Source organism: Streptomyces sp. DSM 41931 (assembly GCF_050271085.1).
Taxonomy (GTDB): domain Bacteria; phylum Actinomycetota; class Actinomycetes; order Streptomycetales; family Streptomycetaceae; genus Streptomyces; species Streptomyces albogriseolus.
On record NZ_CP189903.1, the window covers coordinates 229,352 to 249,798 of the forward strand.

At 75.7% G+C, this 20,447-nt stretch carries 13 protein-coding genes; 5 read left to right on the forward strand and 8 right to left on the reverse strand.

Features of this window, described 5'->3' with window-relative positions:
- Positions 1–12 precede the first annotated feature (12 nt).
- The 7 genes from ACP7TJ_RS32920 to ACP7TJ_RS32950 form a co-directional block, all read right to left on the reverse strand.
- Complete coding sequence (locus tag ACP7TJ_RS32920; protein ID WP_427767775.1) at positions 13–2,238, reverse strand: SDR family NAD(P)-dependent oxidoreductase; 2,226 nt, start codon at positions 2,236–2,238, stop codon at positions 13–15.
- 83 nt (positions 2,239–2,321) lie between these two features.
- Positions 2,322–6,509 (reverse strand): beta-ketoacyl synthase N-terminal-like domain-containing protein, encoded by a 4,188-nt coding sequence (locus ACP7TJ_RS32925; RefSeq protein ID WP_427767778.1) that lies wholly within the window; start codon positions 6,507–6,509, stop codon positions 2,322–2,324.
- A 135-nt stretch (positions 6,510–6,644) separates the two neighbouring features.
- Entirely contained in the window at positions 6,645–7,523 is an 879-nt protein-coding gene (locus ACP7TJ_RS32930) for a thioesterase domain-containing protein (protein WP_266404887.1), read from the reverse strand.
- Entirely contained in the window at positions 7,513–7,800 is a 288-nt protein-coding gene (locus ACP7TJ_RS32935; protein WP_427767781.1) for an acyl carrier protein, read from the reverse strand. Before ACP7TJ_RS32935 ends, ACP7TJ_RS32930 begins: the two co-directional genes overlap by 11 nt.
- Before the next feature lie 61 nt (positions 7,801–7,861).
- Positions 7,862–9,196, reverse strand: a complete 1,335-nt coding sequence (locus tag ACP7TJ_RS32940; protein WP_255303939.1) for an NAD(P)/FAD-dependent oxidoreductase — start codon at positions 9,194–9,196, stop codon at positions 7,862–7,864.
- Between the two features lie 873 nt (positions 9,197–10,069).
- A complete protein-coding gene (locus ACP7TJ_RS32945; RefSeq protein WP_167741998.1) occupies positions 10,070–10,909 on the reverse strand; it encodes an AfsR/SARP family transcriptional regulator in 840 nt (279 codons plus the stop codon).
- Between the two features lie 260 nt (positions 10,910–11,169).
- Positions 11,170–11,835, reverse strand: a complete 666-nt coding sequence (locus ACP7TJ_RS32950) for a MerR family transcriptional regulator (protein ID WP_093767698.1) — start codon at positions 11,833–11,835, stop codon at positions 11,170–11,172.
- Between the two features lie 116 nt (positions 11,836–11,951).
- On the opposite strand from ACP7TJ_RS32950, the gene ACP7TJ_RS32955 reads away from it, so the two are divergent.
- Positions 11,952–12,365, forward strand: a complete 414-nt coding sequence (locus tag ACP7TJ_RS32955) for a DUF3291 domain-containing protein (RefSeq protein ID WP_093767699.1) — start codon at positions 11,952–11,954, stop codon at positions 12,363–12,365.
- Between the two features lie 96 nt (positions 12,366–12,461).
- Entirely contained in the window at positions 12,462–13,913 is a 1,452-nt protein-coding gene (locus tag ACP7TJ_RS32960; RefSeq protein ID WP_244353683.1) for an MFS transporter, read from the forward strand.
- A gap of 50 nt (positions 13,914–13,963) precedes the next feature.
- Here the strand turns inward: ACP7TJ_RS32960 and ACP7TJ_RS32965 are convergent, their stop codons facing one another.
- Positions 13,964–17,254 (reverse strand): LuxR C-terminal-related transcriptional regulator, encoded by a 3,291-nt coding sequence (locus tag ACP7TJ_RS32965; protein ID WP_427767787.1) that lies wholly within the window; start codon positions 17,252–17,254, stop codon positions 13,964–13,966.
- A gap of 170 nt (positions 17,255–17,424) precedes the next feature.
- On the opposite strand from ACP7TJ_RS32965, the gene ACP7TJ_RS32970 reads away from it, so the two are divergent.
- The 3 genes from ACP7TJ_RS32970 (at position 17,425) to abc-f (ending at position 20,440) form a co-directional block, all read left to right on the forward strand.
- On the forward strand, positions 17,425–18,153 hold the full coding sequence (locus ACP7TJ_RS32970; protein ID WP_093767700.1) for an indole-3-glycerol phosphate synthase: 729 nt from the start codon (positions 17,425–17,427) through the stop codon (positions 18,151–18,153).
- Positions 18,154–18,184: 31 nt separating this feature from the next.
- A complete protein-coding gene (locus tag ACP7TJ_RS32975; protein ID WP_167742001.1) occupies positions 18,185–18,610 on the forward strand; it encodes a nuclear transport factor 2 family protein in 426 nt (141 codons plus the stop codon).
- A 171-nt stretch (positions 18,611–18,781) separates the two neighbouring features.
- Positions 18,782–20,440 carry a ribosomal protection-like ABC-F family protein gene (gene abc-f, locus ACP7TJ_RS32980; RefSeq protein WP_427767791.1) on the forward strand — a complete coding sequence of 553 codons (1,659 nt, stop codon included), beginning with the start codon at positions 18,782–18,784 and terminating at the stop codon, positions 20,438–20,440.
- The last annotated feature ends 7 nt before the right edge of the window (positions 20,441–20,447 follow it).

A 20,447-nucleotide genomic window follows, 5' to 3' on the forward strand; every position in this document is an offset into this window, starting at 1 on the left:
CCACTCGACTCGTCAGGACCCGGACGCCGCGGCGAACTTCTCCGCCAGCCCCGGGCTCGGCACTGCCTCGACCTCGCGCATCCGCTGCAGCACCCGCCCGTCGGGCGTGCACGCCGTGACCGTGCAGCGGATACCGCTCGCCGTCTCGGACACCGCGTCGACGACCAGCCGGAAGGGCTCGTCCTCGGGCAGCGGCGCGAGCAGTTCGACCTCGCCCACCGCGGTCGGCAGCACGGCCTCGCCGCGGTGCAGACGCGCCCACACCAGCACCGCCTGCAGCAGCAGGTCGGACAGCACGGGGCTGTAGCCGGGCGCCTGCCACGCGCCCCGGGCGATGCCGGGGTCGGCCAGCCGGGCGGCCAGCACCAGCCGGCGGCCCGCGTCGAGGACGCCGGTGATGCCGCGCAGGGCCGGGCCGTGGAACAGCGTCCCGTCCTCGTAGTACGGCGCCGGGGCCCCGTCCCCGCCCCGCGGCAGACCCGTCACCCGCGCGGCCGCCGGCGCCGGACCGGCCGCCAGCAGCGCCCGGTAGCGGGGCCGCCCGGAGCCGTCCCGCACCGACACCTCGTACTCCGGTGCGCCGTCCGCCTGGCGCACCGTCGTCTCCAGCACGTCCGGACGCCCGTCGTCGAAGACGACGCCCTTGTGCACCTGGAACCCGCGCACCGAGGTGACGCGCGTCCCGGGCGCCGCCCGGTGCACCGCGCCCAGCAGACCTCCCACGGCCGCGGTGGCCGGCAGCACCGGCACCCCGCCGATCGCGTGGTCCGCGATCACCGCGTCGGACGCCGTGGCCGCCATGGCGCGGCGCAGCACCAGCCCGCCGGCCGGCAGCGGAGCCGGCTCGCGCGCGGACAGCGGGCTCCTCGGCCCGACCACGCACACCGTGTCGGCGGCCCGCTCCGCGGAGAACTGCTCCACGAAGTACCGCACGCCCTCCTCGACCGGGATCAGCGTCACGCCCCGCTCGGCGAACATCTTCTCCAGCGCCGGGGTGACCATGCCGCCTGCCCACGCGCCCCAGTTCACCGAGGTGACCCGGGTCCGCGGGGCAGCCGCGCGCAGGGCGCAGGCCCACCGGTTGAGCGCCTCGTTGGCCATCGCGTAGTCGGACTGGCCGCGGTTGCCGAAGAAACCGGCGACCGAGGAGAACAGCACCACGTGCCGCACCCGCGCGCCGTCCAGCGCCCCGAGCACGTTGCGCAGCCCGGTCAGCTTGGTGGCCAGCACCCGGTCCACGTCGCCGGCCTTCTTGTCCCGCACCAGGCCGTCGGCCAGCACACCGGCGCCGTGCACCACCCCGGTGACCCGGGCACGGTGCGGGGCGAGCGCCTCGCGCACGGCGTCCGCGTTGCTGACGTCCACCGCCAGGTACTCGGCCGCGGAGCCGGCCGCCCGCAGGTCCGCCAGCGTGCCGCGGATCTCGCGGACGGCGGTCACCTCGCGGGCCATCGCCTCCACGGCGCGCGGCGACGGCTTGGCGCCCGACCGCTTCAGCTCGGCCGCCGCGGCGGCCCGCAGACCGTCCTCCGCCACCCCGGACGCCCACCCGGGCTCCTCGGTCAGCGGGGTACGGCCCAGCAGCAGCAGGCCCGTGCGGTGGCGCCGGGCGAGCCCCAGCACGCAGGACGCCGTCACCCCGCGGGCTCCGCCGGTGACCACCAGCAGATCGTCCGCGCCGGGTGCGCCGGCGCCCGGCTCGCCCGGCGACGACGGGTCCGCCTCGTCGGCCGGCGTCACGGTCAGACGTGTCCCGTCCGCCGGGCGCCCGACCTCGGTCAGCGCACGCTCGGCGTCGTACAGCTCCGCCAGGAACACCTCCGCGCAGCGCTCGGCCGGCAGCTCCGGCGCCAGGTCCAGCGCCCGGCAGAACAGCGCCGGCGCCTCGATCGCGAGGGTCTTCACCAGCCCCGTGACACCGCCCAGCGCGGCCCGCTCCACGCCCGCCGTCCCCGCCAGGCCCAGCCGGCCGTCCAGCCGGGTCACGGTGACGAACGCGGCGCGCCCCTCGCCCGCGGCCCGCTCCAGCAGCGGCTGTGTCCGGCCAGCCAGCAGCAGCGTCTCCCGCAGCGCGGCGAGCTGCGCCTCGTGCCCGCCGGCCTCGACGCAGTCGACGACCAGGTCCAGCCGCTCGGCGCCCTCGGGCGCCTCCCGGCCGGTGTGCACCGTCCAGCCCCGCGCCCGCAACGCCCCGGCCAGCGGTTCGAGCAGCTCACCCGAGCCCGCCAGCAGCGCCACCGGGTCCGCCCGGTAGGCGCCGGACAGCTCGTCCGGCTCCGGTACGGCGGTCAGCGCGGCGTGGAAGCGTCCGAGGCCGGGCGTCAGGCTTTTGGGGCGGCCACCACCTCCGGCTGTGCGGTGGCGCCGGTGGCGTCGGTGATGAAGGTGATGATGTCGTCGAGGGTGCGGAGTTCGGCGAGTTGTTCGGGGGCGGCGTCGGCGGATCCGGGGAAGCGGTCGCGGAGGGTGCCCATGATCTCGACGCGTTTGATGGAGTCGATGCCGAGGTCGGCTTCGATGTCCATGCCGGTTTCGAGCATGTCGGCGGGGTAGCCGGTCTTGGCGGCGACGCTCTCCAGGAGCACCTTGCGCACCTCGTCGGCGGAGACGGCCGCGGGGGCGGAGGCGGGTTCGGAGGCGGCCTGCGGCTGGGCGGTGGCGCCGGTGGCGTCGGTGATGAAGGTGATGATGTCGTCGAGGGTGCGGAGTTCGGCGAGTTGTTCGGGGGCGGCGTCGGCGGATCCGGGGAAGCGGTCGCGGAGGGTGCCCATGATCTCGACGCGTTTGATGGAGTCGATGCCGAGGTCGGCTTCGATGTCCATGCCGGTTTCGAGCATGTCGGCGGGGTAGCCGGTCTTGGCGGCGACGCTCTCCAGGAGCACCCTGCGCACCTCGTCGACCGACGTGGCGGCGGGCGCGGGCACGGGCGCGGAGGCCGCGGGCGCGACGGCCGGTTCCGGCGCGGCGGGGACGACCGCCGGCTCGGGCGCGACGGGCGCCGGCGCCGGGGCGGCCGCCGGGGCGAGCGCGGGCGCGTAGGCGTCGTACGAGGGGGCCGCCTCCGCGTACGCGGCATGCCCGTTCCCGCCCGCCAGGGCGTACCCGTTGCCGTTCGCGCCGGCCGGGTACCCGTTGCCGTTGGCGAGCGCGTACGCGTGGCCGTTCCCGTTCCCGTTCGCCGGGAGGAAGCCCGCGGGTCCGTCGGCCGCGGTCCGGCCGTCGGCCACCGCCACGCCGCTCTCCATCTGGGCGAGGCTGCGCAGCACCTCGCTGGCCTGGACGTGGCTCTGCCCGATCGCCAGGCTGTGCTGGGTGACCGCGGTGATGCCCGCGACGACGTTCTCGCTGGGGCCGCCGCGCCCGGTCTCCTCCAGCAGCACCCCGCTGAGCCGGTCGGCCACCCGCAGCTGGCCGTCCAGGTACTCCCGGTGCATCGACAGGTGTTCGCCCGCGACCATGCCGGTCGTGACGTATCCGGTGGTGAACGGCATGGGCTGCCCGCCGGGCGGGACTTGCGGGGCGGCCGGGTACTGCGCCGCGGCCGCCTGCCCCGCGGCGGCCGGCACCGGCGCCGGCGCGGGAGCCGCGGGCAGCGGCGCGGCGGGTGCCCCGGACGGGGCGGCGTCGGGCGCGGGGGCGTCGGCCCCGGCGGCGGACGCGACGGTGTAGCCGTTCTCAAGAGCCTGCCGGTAGGCCTCTCGGCGAGCCTCGGGCACGTGGTTCACTCCATTCAGCGGGATGGTCATCCCCTCGGCCGGCGTTGCCGGTTCGATGTCTGCGAGGTGGCGGTTGACGCGGGTCAGCGGCAGACCCAGGACGAGCAGGTGGGCCGCGAGCTGCTTGAGCGCCCGGTCGCCGTCCCCGCCGGGGCCGGCGTCGGCGCTGAGCACGACGACGTCGTCACGGCCGGCGAGGGTGGCCCGGACCAGCCCGGAGAGCACCGACCGGGGGCCGAACTCGACGAAGACGCGGTAGCCGGCGTCGTACATCTCGTTCACCCGCGGCGCGAAGTGCACCGGCGCGGCCAACTGCCCCACCAGGACCTCGCGGTTGGCGGCGATCCGCTTGCCGTAGCTCGCGCCCGGCGTGTCGGCGAACACCGGCACCTTCGGCGCCCGCACCCGGGCGGAGGCCACCGCGGCGCCGAACCTCTCGACGGCGTGCGCCACGTACCGGGTGTGGAAGGCCGCGGCGACCGGCAGCTCCCGCGCCGTGACGCCCGCCTCGGCGCACGCGGCGACGAACGCGCGGACCGCCTCGGTGCCGCCGCCGACCACGATCTGCTCGGGCGCGTTGACGTTGCACACGACGACGTCGTCGTGGCCGGCGAGCAGTTCGGTGACCCGGTCGAGCCCCGCCTTGACGGAGGCCATCGTCCCCGGGTCCTCGGCGCCCTTGGGACGGGCCGCCATGGCCGCCCCGCGGGCCCGCGACAGGCGGAAGAAGTCCTCGTCGCCGAGGCTGCCGGCCGCCCACAGGGCGGTCAGCTCGCCGTAGCTGTGACCGAGGACGCCGTCCGGGGCGAAGCCCAGCCCGGCCAGGTAGCGGTACTGTCCGGCCGCCAGCGCGCCGATCGCGGGCTGCGCGTAGTCGGTGCGGCGAAGCTCCGCCTCGTGCCGTTCACGGGTCTCGTCGTCGAAGGCGGTCGGCGCGAACACCACCCTGCCGAGCGGCTGTTCACCGGCGAAGTGCCGGGCGGCGGCGTCGAAGGCCGCGGCGACCGGCGGCACCGCGAGCGCCGCACGGGCCCCCATGCCGACGTACTGGCTGCCCTGGCCCGCGAACAGCGCGGCCACCTTGCCGCCGTCGGCCGGTGCCGCACGCCGGTAGAACGCGCCGCGCGGCAGGGAGAAGCCGGACACCTGCGGGTCCTTGCGCAGCCGCTCCGCGGCCGCCCGCCGCAGCGCCGCCGCCTCCTCGTCGTCGCGGGCCACCAGGGCCAGCCGCGCGTGCGCCGCCGGCACCGGCTCGCCCGGGTCCTGCCCGGGCTCCCGCGACTCCAGCAGTTCCAGCAGGTCCTCCGGACCGGCGGCGTGCCACACGTGCACCCGGGCCGCGGGACCCAGCACCCGCCGCTCGGCGGCGTCGCCCGGGTCGTGCTCCTCCAGCACGCAGTGGAAGTTGGTCCCGCCGAACCCGAACGACGACACCGCCGCACGGCGCCGCTCGCGGGCCGGGTCGGCGATCCACGGCTTGGCCGTGGTGGTGAGGTAGAACGGCGAGTTCGGGAAGTCCACCGCCTCGCGCGGCCGTTCCACGTTGATCGTCGGCGGCAGCGTCCGCTCGTGCAGCGCCAGCGACACCTTGATCAGGCTCGCCGCGCCGGCCGCGGCCTTGGTGTGCCCGATCTGCGACTTGACGCTGCCCACGGCGGCGAACTGCCGCTCGTCGGTCGCCGCGCCGAACACGTCGCGCAGCGCCGTCAGCTCCGTCAGGTCGCCGACCGAGGTGCCCGTGCCGTGGCACTCCACGAGACCGACCTGCTCCGGCCCGAACCCGGCGTCCTCGTACGCCCGTTGCAGCGCGACGACCTGGCCCTCGCGGCGCGGCGCGTAGATGCTCTTGAAGCGGCCGTCGCTGGAGGAGCCCACGCCCTTCAGCACGGCGTAGATCCGGTCCCCGTCCCGCTCCGCGTCCTCCAGGCGCTTCAGGGCGAGCATGCCGATGCCCTCACCGATCAGCGTGCCGTCGCTGTCCTCGTCGAACGGGCGGATGCGCCCGCTGCGGGAGAAGGCCGGCGTCTTGGAGAAGCACAGGTACATCAGGATGGTGTTCTCCGCGTCGCAGCCGCCCGTGAGCATCAGGTCGGCGCGCCCGGACACCAGCTCGGACACCGCCATGCGCACGGCCGCCAGCGAGCTCGCGCAGGCCGCGTCCACGGTGCAGTTGGTGCCGCCCAGGTCGAACCGGTTCGCGATCCGGCCCGCGACGACGTTGCCCAGCATCCCGGGGAAGGAGTTCTCCTCCCAGGGCGCGAACGCCTTGGTGAACTTGTCCGCGATCTCCTCGGCGTCCCGCTCGCTCAGCCCGCAGGACCGTACGACCTCCTTGAGCACCGGCGTCTGCAGTCGCGTGGCCAGCGGCTGGGTCAGCGAGTTGGCGCCGGTGATGCCGAGCACCACACCGGTGCGGGAGGGGTCGTACCACCCGGAGCCGGTGGCGCCCGCGTCGCGCAGCGTCTGCTTGGCCACCGTGAGGCTCAGCAGCTGCAGGACGTCGGTCACCTCGAGGGTGTTCGGCGGCAGACCGAACTCCAGCGGGTTGAAGGGCACGGTGGGGACGAAACCGCCGTGCCTGGCGTAGGTCTTGTCCGGTGCCGCCGGGTCGGGGTCGTAGTAGTCGGAGATCTTCCAGTGGGTCTCGGGAACCTCCTCGATGCAGTCGGTTCCGTCGACGACGTTGTTCCAGAACTCACCGAGATCACCGGAGCGCGGATAGAGCGCGCCCAGGCCGATGATCGCGATCGGCGTGTCGGCGAGTCTCCGGCTGGTGGTGCTGTGCTGAACCATGACGACTCCATGCCGTGGGGCAGGGTGTGGAAGGGCGTGGGCGTTGCGGGGGAGTACGGGCCGTACGTGCTGTACGGGCCGGGGGGGGGCGGACGCGGGGCCGCGGGCGCCGCGCCGCGCTGCGGCCGGGCCGCCTCAGGTCCGGCTGTCGAGGACGCGCGCGGCGGTGGTCTTCACGGCCACCGGGTCGCGCAGCATCGTGTAGTGGTCGCCGGGCGTGTGCTCGACCGTCAGATCGCCGGCGAGCTCCTCCCAGCCCAGCGGGGCCGGGGTGTCCAGCAGGCCGCGCTCCGGGCGCAGCAAGGTCACGGGGACGCGGGCCGGGCCCGGCCGGAAGCCCCGTACCAGCCGGTTGTTGCGCAGCAGTCCGTCCACGTAGGCGTCGTAGACCTTGCGCAGTCCGGGCAGTGTCGTGCCGGGCCGCAGCACGCCGTGCTCCAGCGCCTCGCCGAGCACCGCGGTCAGCGGGCCGTCCACGTCGCCGGGTCCGGCCGGGCCCGGCACGGGAGCGGTGAGCGTCCCGCCGCGCTTGGCGGCCAGATACATGCAGAACCAGGGGACCACCAGGTCCGCGCCGACCTCCTCGTCGTCGCGGGTGTAGGCGGGCACCGGGGCGATGCTGTCCAGCAGCACGGCACGGCGGGGGAGTTCGTGCGTCGCGAGATGCGCGGTCAGGGCGTGACCCACGACGCCGCCGAAGGACCAGCCCACCAGCGTCCACGGCCGGTCGAACAGCCCCTGCGCGCGCAGGGCGTCCGCCGCCTGCCGGGCCAGCTCGGGCACGGTGACGCCGGCCCGGCCGCCGCGCAGGGCGGCCTGGAAGTACTCCGGCACCTGCTCCAGGTCCACCACGTGCAGCGCGGCGTCCGGGGGCAGCACGGCCGCCAGTTCCGCGTAGTGCCCGGCCGGCAGGGCGCCCGGGTGCACGACGAGCACCCGCCGCCGCGGCGTGCCGGCCGCGGGACCGAACGCCCGGACCAGCGGCGGGGCCGGGCGACGTGCGTCAGGCCGCATGCTCCGCCTGCCTCTCGACGATGTGGCGGGACAGCTCGGCGATCGTCGGGTGGTACCACAGGGCGGTGGTCTCGAGCTCGAACCCGAGCCAGTTCTCCAGCTCCCCGGAGAGCACCAGGGCCTCCGTGGAGTCGAGGTCGAACTCGTCGAAGTACTGGTCCGGATCGACGTCGGCGGGCGGCACGCCCAGCTTGTGGGCCACCTTCTCGACGAGCCAGGCCTGGACGGCCGCGGGCGTCAGCGGCGCGGAGCTGCGCCCCTCGATGGTTTTGGACACGGTCCACCTCTCAGATGCGGTGCGTTGTGGTGAAGGAGCGGGAAAGGAGGGGGACGGCCGGTCAGCCGGCGGCCGCCCGCGCGGACCGCCGGATCGATTCGGCCGCCGCGCTCCCGGAGTCGAAGGCGGACTCGTGCGAGCCGATGATGTCCGGCCCCATCTTCCGGGAGTGGAAGTACGACCCGGCGAACCGGACGCGGGACCCGGAGTCGTTGACCGAGTGGATGTCCGCCTGCAGCCGGCGGGCCGGCAGGGAGAACACCGGGTGCCGGTAGGAGATGTCCGCGACGACGCACTCCTCGCGGATCGGCACGCCGGAGTCCAGGGTCAGGAAGTAGTCGCGGGAGGCCGTCAGGCACTGCAGGTCGTTGAGGTAGTAGTTCACCCACGACGCCTGCTGCCCGTCCACCTGCCGGCGCCCGTAGTTCCAGCTGCGCCAGCCCGCCGTGTCCTTGGGCATCACGGCGGCGTCGGTGTGCAGCGTGGCGCGGGTGGGGTGGTAGCGGACGGCCTCGAGCCGGCGCTGCCGCTCGTCGGGGTTCTCCAGCACGCGCAGCGCGTCGTCGGCGTGCGTGGCCAGCACCACGTAGTCGTACCGGCCCAACTCCGCCGCGCCCGACCGTACTTCCACCCCGTCGTCGGTCTCCCGTACGCGGGTGACCGGCGTGCCCGTCCGCAGGTCCGCGCCCGCCTCGCGCAGCACCCGCTCGACGGCCCGCAGGTAGCTGATGCTTCCCCCGGTGACCGTCCGCCACGGGGCGGTGCGTCCGCCCAGGCCCTCGGCGCCGTGCGCGTAGAAGAACGCGATCACCGTGCTCGCCGGCATCTCCCAGATCTGCTCGGCAGGAACCGACCAGGCGGCGGTGGAGATGAGCACGATGAACCCGTACCGGAAGTCGTCCGAATAGCCGTGCCGGTCCAGGTACTCGCCCAGCGGGATGTCCGCCTGCCTGCGCATGAAGTGCCGCGGCGACTCCCGCAGGAAGCGCCGCGCCTCCTGCCACAGCTGGACGAAGTCGTCCGGGTAGCGTGCCCGGATCTCCTCCTCCGGCAGCTCGAAGTCGTCGGACACGTACGTCGTCTGCGCGTCCAGGTCGAAGAAGGAGAACTTCCCCGGATGGCTCTGGGTGGCCACCCCCAGGTCCGCGAAGAACCGCGTCAGCGTGGGGTAGTGCGGTTCGTTGTACACGATGAACGCCGTGTCGAGGCCCAGCGTGCGGCCCGAGTCCTCGACCTCGATGGTGTTGGCGTGGCCTCCCAGCCGGGCTTCCGACTCGAACAACGTGACCTGTGCGTCGTCACGCAGGTGGTAGGCGGCGGAGACGCCGGCCACGCCACCTCCCACGACCGCCACTCGTGCTTTCACAGTCAGCCTCCGACCGGCATTGATGAACACGTCGTGCTGTCTCGAAACGAGACCGTCGATTCAGACAGAGGCGGCGGCGGCCTCCCGGATACACGGAATCGAAAACCGCCTGCTGCCTCGGGGATCCGCGGCTCCCGGACAACCCGGAAACCGGCCACCCGGCACCACCGGGTTACGGCCGCCGGAACTCCGCGTGGCCGGTACTCGTCGCAAAGCACCCACGCGCACGGGCCCGCCCACACGGCGCCCACACACCGCCGGGGCGGCACGCGACCGGGAAACCCACGGCGACCACCCTGGGGGACCACCGCCGTTCCGCCGCCTCGCGGCGGGGCTCGACGCGCTCGGCGGGCCTGCCGTGGCACGTCGGGGCGGTGCGCGGGCGCAGGGGTCCTTGGCGGCGCGCCGAGGGGACCGCCGCCGGTCCGACATGCTCGGCGGGCCTGCCGTGCCCTGTAGGGAGGGTGTGGGGCGGGGAGCCGTGGTGGTCGGGCGGGGAGGTCGCGGTCGGTCCGACGTGCTCAGCGGGCCTGCCACGCCTCGTAGGGACGGTGCGGGGCGGGGAGCCGTGGTCGTCGGGCGGGGAGGTCAGGGTTGGGCCGCCACCCTCGGCGGGCCTGCCGTGCCCTGTGGGGACGGTGCGGGGCGGGGCGCCTGTGGTGGCGGTCGGGGAGATCCCGGTCGTTTTCGGCGCGCTCCGCCGGACCCGCCGTCCTACGCCGGGGGGCGCTCGGGCGGGAGCCCGTGGCGGCCGGTCGCGGGGACCGCCGTGAGTCCGAGGTGCTCGGCAGGCCTGCCGAGCCACGTCGGGACGGTGTGCGGGCGCAGGGGCCCGTGGTGGCGCGTCGAGGGGGCCGCCACGGGCCCCCACCCTCGGCGGCTCCGCGGGCCCGCCCGCGGAGCCTACGCGGCGGTCCGCCCCACCAGCTCGCTCAGCTGGGCGATCGCCGACCGCAGGGCGTGCTGGTCCGACGCGATCCGCTCCACGAGGGCCCGCAGCCGGTCCAGTTCACCGCTGCCGGCGCCGCCGTCCCCGCCGGAGCGGGCGTCACCCGGGGCCGGGGGGACCGGCCGCAGGGCCCGTCCGCCGCCGGCCGGCGGCGGCGTCACGCGCGGGCCCGCCAGGGCCCGGCCCAGCTGCTCGCGGAACCGCGGGCGCGCCGGGTGCGCGAGAACCGCCTCACGCAGTTCCGGCACGATCCGCCGGTGCTGCCCGGTGAGCAGCGACAGGTCGAACACGGCCTCCAGCGCGCCGAGCCGTTCCTGCTCCAGTACGACGGCCAGCGCGTCCCCGGCGGGTCCGCGGGGGCCCGCCAGCGCGGCCCCCCGCCACCGGCTCAGCGCCTGACGGAGCAGCAGACCGGCTTCCTCGGGGTCGCTCCCGGCCAGGGCCCGCGCCCGGCGCACCCCGAGGCGGAAACGCGCGCTGTCCAGCTCCTCGGGACCCACCCGCAGCAGGTATCCCGCGTCGCGGGCCACGAGCCGGGCCGCTCCCGGGCCGCCGGGCTCCGCCCGCTCCATGGCCCGGCGCAGCCGGGAGGCGTGGGCCTGCAGGGCGTTGCCCGCCTTCTGCGGAGGCCGGCCGCCCCACAGCTCCCGCACCAGGACGGAGGCGGGGACGAGGGTGTTGGGATGCGCCAGCAGCGCCTTCAGCAGCCGCTGCTGCAGGGGGCTGGTCAGCTCCGTGGCCGCTCGCCGCCTGTCGTCGTACATCTGCAGCGGTCCGAGCATCCTGAACTGCATGGCTGCCTCCCCCGTACGGCGTGCGGGCCTGGCCCGCCCTCGACGCCGAGTCCACCACGCAGCCGGCGCCCGCGCCTGAGTGGCGGGCACTCATCACCCGGCGCCCGCGCCGCCCCGCGGCCGGGCCGAAGCTGAGTGACGTCCACTCAGGCGCGGGCGGGGGAGCCCCTGCTTTCCTGACGCCATGCCCCTGTCCCGCTCCCGCACCCCGCACCCGCGCCCGCACCCGCGCGCCGAGGCGCACGGCGCCGGCGGCCGCGTCAGCCGTTGCCGAAGCGCAGCGCCGAGTGGTGCTCCTGCGCGAGCCGCCGCAGGGCCAGCAGCGCGGGCTCCAGCAGCACGGTCAGCAGGACGGCCCGTTCGGCCTGCTGGAGCGGGTCGCCCGCGTCCCGCAGCTGGTCGAGGTCGAGCCGCGCCGCCCGGTCGGCGAGTTCGGCGTACGGGACGAGGGAGCGCCAGTCGTAGTCCACCCCGAGCGCCCGCATCGTCTCCAGCGTCTCGGCGACCACCTGCGCGGCGGGCGGGTTCGGGGACGTCTTCCAGCCCATCTCGGCGGTCAGCGCGGCCACGTCCTCGGCGGCGTCCCCCGCAGCGGCCCCGGCGCCGGCCGGTTCCGCGGCGCCGTCGCGGCGAGGCGGCCTGCCGGACCGCTCCACGGGCAGCGCGCCGAGCACCAGCCCGAGCAGCAGATGCACGTCGCCCTGCTGTTCGTCCACCGCGGCCAGGACGTCCTTGGTGGCGCTGACGGACAGCCCGCGGACCCCGATCAGGGAGCGGATCAGCCGCAGCCGGCGCACATGGTCCTCGTCGTACTCGGCCTGGTTGGCGGCGGTGGGGCGGCCCGCGGGCAGCAGACCGTCCCGCAGGTAGTACTTGATCGTGGGGATGGAGACCCCGCTGCGGCGGCTCAGCTCGGAGATACGCATCGGTCCGCTTCCTGCTCGTCCTGTTTTCCATTGTCCGTCGGATAACGGCTAGTGCCACTGTCCATAACCGACTACAATGGATAGTGCCACTCACCACTCCTGAAGGCGAGACCACGGTGCCCACACTTCCCTGGACCGTCCCGAATCCGCCCCCGCCGCACGGCACGGCGTTCGTCATGGCGTCCCGCTTCGAAGTGCGGACGCTCAAGGACGTGCCCCGCTTCTTCCTCCGCTCCCTGGCCGCCTGGAAACAGGTCCGCTCGGCCCCCGGCGCGTACGGCGCCTCGCTGATCGCGCAGCCCGCCCGCCGCGTCTTCTACACGCTGTCCGCCTGGCAGGACCGCGACGCCCTCTACGCCTACGCCAGGACCGAACCGCACCGCGGCATCATGACGTCGCTGCGCTCCACGATGCGCGCCTCCACCTTCACCTTCTGGGAAGTCGACACCACCGGCCTGCCCATCACCTGGGACGACGCCAGGCGCCGCCTGACGGAGCAGGCGCGCACCGACGCGGCGGGCGACGCCTGAGCCGCGACAAGACCTCCGGCCCGGGGCGCCCCCGTCCCCGGGCCGGACCCCCCTTCCCGAAGGCCGCACCGAGCCCCGCCTCCCCGAGGAGTCCTCTTGAGCACCGCACCGCTCAGCGCGGCCGAGCGCCGCCGCCCGCCCCTGTGGCTGTCCATCGTCGCGTGCAGCGTCCCCATGTTCATGGTCGCCCTCGACAACCTGGTCGTCTCCACGGCACTGCGCACCTTCGCCGCCGAGTTCCAGGCCGACACCACCGACCTCCAGTGGTTCGTCAACGCCTACGTCCTCAGCTTCGCCTGCCTGCTGCTGACCGGCGCCGCCCTCGGCGACCGCTTCGGCAGGCGACGCCTGTTCGTCCTCGGCATCGCCGCCTTCACCCTCGCCTCGCTCGCCTGCGCCTTCGCCGACACCAGCGGCGAGCTCATCGCCGGCCGGGCCGCCCAGGGCGTCGGCGCCGCGGCCGTGATGCCGCTGTCCCTGACGCTGCTGGCGCAGGCGGTGCCCGACCGGCTGCGCAGCCTGGCCCTCGGACTGTGGTCCGCCGTCAGCGGCCTGGCCGTCGCCCTCGGACCGGTCGTGGGCGGCGCGGTCGCCGACGGCCTCGGCTGGCAGTGGATCTTCTGGATCAACGTGCCCGTCGGCCTCGTCGCCGTCCCGCTCGCCCTCGCCGTGCTGCGCGAGAGCAGCCTGCCCGGCACCCGCATCGACCTGCTCGGCATGGCCCTCGCCACCGGCGGCCTGATCGCCGTCGTCTGGGCCATCGTCCACGGCGAGTCCGACGGCTGGACCTCCGGCACGGTCCTCGGCGCCTTCGCCGCCGGAGCCGTCCTGCTGACCGCGTTCGTCCTGTGGGAACGCCGCGCCCGGCAGCCGCTGCTGCCGCTGTCCTTCTACCGGATCCGCCCGTTCGTCCTGTCCAACGTCGTCTCCGTGGCGATGTACTTCGGCGTCTTCGGGTCGATCTTCCTGCTCGCCCAGTACCTCCAGGTCGCCCCGGAACGCAGCCCGCTTCACGCCGGCGTCCTCACCCTGGCCTGGACGCTGATGCCGATGTTCATCGCCCCGCTGGCCGGCGCGCTCACCGACCGGGTGGGCGGCGGACGGCTGATGGCGCTCGGCCTGTTCCTCCAGGCCGCCGGACTGGCCTGGCTCGCCCTGGTGGCCGGCCCGGACACCCCCTACTCCCGGCTGGTCGGCGGCATGGTGATCGCCGGGGCGGGCATGGGCTTCGCCTTCGCGCCCACGGCGGCCGTCGTCCTCGGCTCGGTCGCCAAGGAACACCACGGCAAGGCCTCCGGCGCCAACACCACCGTCCGCGAGATCGGCGGCGCTCTCGGCATCGCCGTGCTGAGCACGGTCTTCCTCCACCACGGCAGCGACCACGGCGGCCCCCAGCAGTTCGTCGACGGCCTGCGCCCCGCCGTCTGGACGGGCGTCGCCGTCGTCCTCGCCGGCGCCCTCTGCGCCCTCGCCATCCCCCGCCCCGCCCACGACACCACCCCGGAAGCGGCCGCCCCCGACCAGGACAGGACTCCGGCTCCGGCCTGACGGGAGGCCCGGGGCACCCTCCCCGCCGGAACCCTCCGGGTTCCGGCGGCTCACCCCGCGGAGCCCAGCGGCTGCGCGCACATCGCGCACCGCCCCCGCTCCTCGCCGCCCGCCGGCCGGGGACGGGGGCGCGCCGCCCGCCCGGCCTGCGCCGTCCTCCCGGCGCCCACGGCCTCCGCGTCCCCGCCCTCGGGGACCGGACGGGTCACCAGCAGCTCCGCCAGAGCGGCACGCTGCACCACGCCCAGCTTGTGGTACACGCGGTGCAGATGGTTCTCCACCGTCCGCACCGACACCACCAGCCGGTCCGCTATCTCCCGGTTGGACAGCCCGCCCGCCGCCAGCGCGGCCACCTCCCGCTCCCGGGTCGTCAGCGCCGCCGTGGCGTCCGTACCCCGCTCCCCGGGCTCCGCCCACGGCGGCAGCGCACCCCCGAACCGCGCGCACAGCTCCTGCGCCGCCGCACTCGCCAGCCGCCCCTTGCGCCGCCGCCCCGCCGCCCGGTGCACGCGGCCCGCCTGCTCGGCCGCCTCGGCCGCGGCCGGCAGCGCCGCCAGCGACCGGAACCGGCCGGCCACCGCCACCAGCGCCTCGGCGTCGCCCCGGGCCAGCGCCCGTACCTGCTCCGCCTGCAACCGCGCCTCCTCCGCCCGGCACCGCAGCGCCAGCCGCTGTACCCGGGCCGCCGACGGCGCCGCGTCCGTCGCCCGCGCCGCCAGATGCAGCGCCGCGATCGCGGCCGGCAGCCGCCCGCCCGCCTCCGCCCGGTCGGCGACCTCCAGCGCCTGCGCCGCGGCCCCCGACCGGTCCCCCGCGTGCGCGAGCACCACCGCACGTTCAAAGCCGATCGCGTCGTCCAGCACCGGCCTGCGCACCCCGGCCCGCTGCGCGGAGCGCGCCTCCGCGAGCGTCCGCAGCGCCTCACCGTTCCGCCCCGCCTCCGCCAGCGCCCCGGCCAGCAGCGCCAGCACCCACGACGGCGACGTCAGCCAGTCGTACCCCGCCCGCACCGCGCCGGCCTGCCACAGCAGCGCCGCCGCGTCCTCCGGGCGTCCGCGCCGGCGCAGCAGCCGCGCCTGGTACACCCACGCCCGCAGCTGCCCCAGCCGGCCGGCCCCCGCGGCCCCGCGGACCAGGCGGGCGACCGCCGTGCCCGCCGCCCGCAGATCGCCCTGCACCAGCGCGCAGTGCGCCGCCACCGAACGGAAGTCCAGCAGCGCCTGCTCCGGCCACGCCTCGGCCTGCCGGGCCCAGGACGCCAGCAACGCCGACGCGCCGCCCGGATCGCCGAGTTCGGCGCGGGCGAACGCCACCACCGGCAGCAGCCCGGCCACACCGGCCCCGTCGCCCGCCTCCGTCCCGCCGGACGGCCGGCCCGCCGCCCCCTCGCCCCGTCCGGCCGGGGCCGCACCCCCGCCCCCTCCGATCGGCGCCGGACCCGGCCCACCCAGGCCCGCGACCGCCTCCCCGGCCACCACCGCCCCGTCCCCTCCGGCCGGCACCCGACCCGCGTCCCCTCCGGCCGGCACCCGACCCGCGCCCCCTCCGGCCGACGCCGGACCCGGCCCACCCAGGCCCGCGACCGCCTCCCCGGCCACCACCGCCCCGTCCCCTCCGGCCGGCACCCGACCCGCGTCCCCTCCGGCCGGCACCCGACCCGCGCCCCCTCCGGCCGACGCCGGACCCGGCCCACCCAGGCCCACGACCGCCTCCCCGGCCACCACCGCCCCGTCCCCTCCGGCCGACGCCCGACCCGCGTCCCCTCCGGCCGGCACCCGACCCCCGTCCCCTCCGGCCGACGCCGGACCCGGCCCACCCAGGCCCACGACCGCCTCCCCGGCCGCCACTGCCTCCGGCAGCCGGTCGGCCAGCACGGCGAGCACCGCACGGGCGGTCAGCAGCGACCCGGCGCCCGCAGCGCCCAGCCGGTCTCGTTCCTCCTCCAGCACCGCCGCGGCCGTCTCGACGCGCCCCAGTCCGAAGGCGATGTTCGCCACCCGCGCCGCGACCGCCTCGGCCCGCCCGGCCGCGCCGCCGGGGCGACCCCGCACGGAGGCGAACACCTCCTCGGCCTCCTCGTGGCGGCCCTGCCCGGCCAGTACCTGGCCCAGCAGCAGCGCCACCTCCCCGTCCCCGCCCGCCGCCGTGCGGCCGGCCCCGCGCTCCTCACCGCCTCCGCGCTCCTCACCGCCTCCGCGCTCCTCACCGCCCTCGCGGTCCTCGTCCGTCACCAGCCGGCACAACTGCTCGGCCCGGGCGAACTCCTGACGCCGTACCGCCGTACGCGCCGCCTCCAGCAGCAGGCGCCGCTCCGGCACGAGCCCCGCCGCGACCCGCAGGGTGACCGTGCGCAGCACCTCGTCCGGGCCGGTGCGCTCACCGTCCTCGATCGCCTCGGCGGCCTGGAGCCGCAGCCGGCGCGCGGTCAGCGCGGGCATCCGCGACACGACCGTCCGGCCGGCCAGCGGCAGCGCCAGCCGCAGCCGCACCCGCCGCCCCGTCTGCTCCACCCGTACGACGCCCCGCCGGCTCAGCGCCTCTGCGGCGGACGCCAGCCCGCGCCGCGCGACGGCGTCCGCCTCCAGCGGCTCGGCGACCGCCAGCATGCCGACCAGCTCCTCCTCCCGCGCCGACAGATCCCGCAGCCACAGCAGCAGCACGTCGGCCAGCCGCCGGGGCGGGTCGCCCGCCAGGCCCGACCAGCTCCACACCTCCCGCTCCCGCCGCAACGAGCCGTCATCCAGGGCGTGTTCCACCAGCTCACGCAGGACCAGCGCATTGCCCTGCGTCGCCGACCACAGCCGCTCCAGCGAGCCGGCGTCCAGCCGGCCGCCCAGCCGGGCCCGCAGCACCGCCGCCGTCGCGGTCCGGTCGAAGGGGGCCACCTCGACCCGCTCCACCAGCTGCTCCACCCACAGCCGGTCCACGCCCACCGGATGCCGGGCGTCCTGCCGCACCGTCGCGGCCACCGCCAACTGCCCCGCCGCGGCGGTCCGGTACACCCGGTGGGCGTCCGCCTCGTCGAGCAGATGGGCGTCGTCGCAGCCGAGCACCATCCGCTGCCCGCCCCCGGACTGCCGCAGCCACCGCAGGCACTCCGCGACCGAGCCGAACGCCCGCACCCCACCGGACCCCCGCCGGCCGCCCACCCCGCCGACCGTCACCACCGTGCGCCCCGCCGCCGCGGCCTCCTCCAGCACGGCGGCCAGCAGCCGGGTCCTGCCCACACCGGAGCCTCCCGTCAGCAGCACCCCCCCGCCCTGCCGCAACGCCGCGCCCGCCGCGCCGAGTTCGCTCTCGCGTCCCGCCAGCACCCACTGCTGCCCCGTGTCGATCGGCATGTTTCTCCCCGTCCGGTGAACCGGCGTCAGCGGCACGGGTGACGGCCCACGGACACACCCGCCCGGACCCTGACTAAGCGCCCCCGCTCTCGGCCCGCTCGAGAACCCCTCGACCCCCGGGCCGCCACACACTCCACCGGCACACCAACGCCGCGCCGTACAACGGCGTCATGGACTCCGCATTCGTCGAGGCACTGCTCGGGGCGCGACGCCCGCTGGTGATGGAGATCAAACCGCGCGACGCGCACGGCGCCGACCTCGTCGCGGGCCGCACCCCCGCCGACCTCGTGGCCGCCTACGAGGAGGCGGGCGCGCCCTGCCTGTCGGTGGTGACCGGCCGCTGGTTCGGCGGCACCCCCGCCCTGCTGGGCGAGGTCGCCCGCCACGCCTCCGTGCCCCTGCTGCAGAAGGATTTCATCACCCGCCGCGCCCAGCTGACCGACGCCCGCGAGCTCGGCGCCTCCGCCGTCCTGCTCACCGCGGGCCTGCTCCCGGTGTCGGCCCTGCGCACCCTGGTCGACGCGGCGCTGCGCGAGGGGCTCACCCCGTTCGTCGAGATCACCTCCGAGGCGGAGCTGGAGCGGGTGCCCCGGCCCGGTGACTGCGTGATCGCCGTCAACAACAAGGACATCAGGGCCCGGGAACGCGATCCGGCCGACCTCTCCCGCAGTCACGCCCTGCTGCCGGCCCTGCGGGCGTCGGGCACGCCCTGCCCGGTCAGCGCCAGCGGCATCGACACGCCGTCGGCCGCGGCCGGGCTGCTCGCGGCCGGCTACCGGGGCCTGCTGATCGGCACGGCGCTCCTGCGTTCCGAGGACCTCGACGCCTGGTCCGCGGCCGGGTCCGGACTTTTGGCGGAGCGCCGAGTTCCGTCTAGGGTGGCCTGTAGTCAAACTTGAACAGCTGGACCGCACCACCCGGGAGCCCTGCGTGACCCTGCCCCAGACCGGCTACACCCCCACCGCCGAGGACCGCGCGAGCCTCGACGCCTGGTTCGAGCAGTACGACCTGCTGTGCACCAAGTGCGACGTCGAACGCATGGCGGACCAGGCGGTGTTCCCGCTCAACCTGATCAGCGACGACTCGGCGGGCAACGGCAGGTCGGCCCAGTGGGACCGCCGCCAGTTCGTCGAGACCATGGCCCACGTCATGGGCGACGGCACCCAGGAGGTCACCTTCCGCAACACCCGCACCCCGGTCTTCCTCTCCGCCTCCATGGCGGTGGTCTTCACCCACTCCGTCGTCACCGCGGGCGACCAGACCTACGAGACCGACTACGCCGACGTGCTCGTCCGCAAGGACGGCGCCTGGGCGTTCCAGACCATGATCCAGGGCGGCTGGGGCGACAACCTCTGACCGCCGGGCCCCCCGGGCCCCTCCCGCTCCGGCAGGGCCGCGTCACCCCCCGTCCGCGGCCCTGCCGGACCCTCCCTCCGCCGCACGCTCGAGAACCACTCGAGACGCGTCATCCGCATGCCGCGCACCGCGTTTGACTATGTGTGGGGGTCATCGTCAGGGAGGTTCTTGTTGCCCACGCAGATCACCGTCCGCTCGGTCTCGAAGTCGTACAACGGCCGTCTCGTCCTGGACGCGGTCTCCTGCACCCTGGCCGCGGGTGAACGTACCGGGATCATCGGGGAGAACGGTTCGGGCAAGTCGACCTTGCTCCGCCTGCTGGCGGGTGCCGAGCTGCCGGACGGCGGTGAGGTGACGGTGCGGGCGGACGGCGGCGTCGGCTACCTCCCCCAGGACGGCACCCTGCCCGCGCGTCACACGGTTCAGCAGGCGGTGGACGAGGCGCTGAGCGACCTGCGCGCGATGCAGGCCCGCATGCGCGACCTCGAAGCCGCCATGGCCGACGGCACAGGGGACAACGCCCAGGTGCTGGCCGAGTACGGCGACCTGCTGACCGCGTTCGAGTTACGAGGTGGCTACGAGGCCGACGCCCGTGTCGAACGCGCCCTGCACGGTCTGGGCCTGGCCCACCTGCCCCGTACCCGCGCGATCGGCGACCTCTCCGGAGGCGAGCAAATCCGCCTGCGCCTGGCCGCCCTCCTCGCCGCGTCTCCGGAGGTCCTGCTGCTGGACGAGCCGACCAACCACCTCGACGACCAGGCCCTGACCTGGCTCGAGGACCACCTGCGCACCCGCCGGGGCACCACGATCGCGGTCTCCCACGACCGGGTCTTCCTGGACCGCGTGGCCACCACGCTGCTGGAGGTGGACGCCGACCGCCGCACGGTCACCCGCTACGGCAACGGCTACACCGGCTACCTCGCCGAGAAGGCCGCGGCCCGCCGCCGCTGGGAGCAGGAGTACGCCCGCTGGGAATCAGACGTAGCCGCCCAGCGTGAAGCCGCCGCGGTCACCGCCCGCCGCGTCGCCCCCGGCCGGGCGATGAAGGACGGCAACAAGATGGCCTACGACCGCGCCGCGGGCCGCGTCCAGCAGTCCGTGGCCGGCCGCATCCGCAACGCGGAAGAACGCCTGCGCCGCCTTCTCGCGGACCCGGTTCCGAAACCCCCGGAGCCCCTGCGCTTCACGCTTGCCTCACCCAAGGGCGGCAGCCTGCACGGCACGGTCCTGGAAGCAACGGGCGTCACGGTGACCGGCCGCCTGGCCCCGACCGATGTGACGGTGAAGGCGGGGGAGCGCCTGCTGATCACGGGCCCGAACGGCACCGGCAAGAGCACGCTGCTGACGGTCCTGGCCGGCCGCCTCGCCCCCGACACCGGCCAGGTCACCCGCCGAGGCCGGATCGGCCACCTGCCCCAGGAACCGGCACCCGGCCGGCCGGGGGAGACGGTGCTCCAGGCGTTCGCCCGCGGCCTGCCCGGCCACCCGGACGAGCACACCGAGACCCTCCTCGCCCTGGGCCTGTTCACCCCGGACCGCCTCACCGCCCGGGTCACGGACCTGTCCACCGGCCAGCGTCAACGCCTCTCCCTGGCACGCCTGCTGAGCCGCCCGAGCGACGTCCTCCTGCTGGACGAGCCCACCAACCACCTGTCCCCCTCGCTGATCGAAGATGTGGAACAGGCCCTGGCCGACTACCCGGGCACGATCCTCCTGGTCTCCCACGACCGCCGCCTCCGCACCCACTGGACCGGCACCCACCTCCCCCTCCCACTCCACTCACCGGCTGATCCCCCGGGGAACGCGAACGGCGAACCGACCCCGGCCTGAGTGCCTC

What these genes read in the sequence shown, in the direction of transcription:
- ACP7TJ_RS32925 (WP_427767778.1), bottom strand. Translation starts at nt 6,509, where the DNA reads ATGGTTCAGCACAGCACCACCAGCCGGAGACTCGCCGACACGCCGATC.
- ACP7TJ_RS32970 (WP_093767700.1), top strand. Translation starts at nt 17,425, where the DNA reads ATGGACTCCGCATTCGTCGAGGCACTGCTCGGGGCGCGACGCCCGCTG.
- ACP7TJ_RS32945 (WP_167741998.1), bottom strand. Translation starts at nt 10,909, where the DNA reads ATGCAGTTCAGGATGCTCGGACCGCTGCAGATGTACGACGACAGGCGG.
- ACP7TJ_RS32950 (WP_093767698.1), bottom strand. Translation starts at nt 11,835, where the DNA reads ATGCGTATCTCCGAGCTGAGCCGCCGCAGCGGGGTCTCCATCCCCACG.
- ACP7TJ_RS32965 (WP_427767787.1), bottom strand. Translation starts at nt 17,254, where the DNA reads ATGCCGATCGACACGGGGCAGCAGTGGGTGCTGGCGGGACGCGAGAGC.
- ACP7TJ_RS32930 (WP_266404887.1), bottom strand. Translation starts at nt 7,523, where the DNA reads ATGCGGCCTGACGCACGTCGCCCGGCCCCGCCGCTGGTCCGGGCGTTC.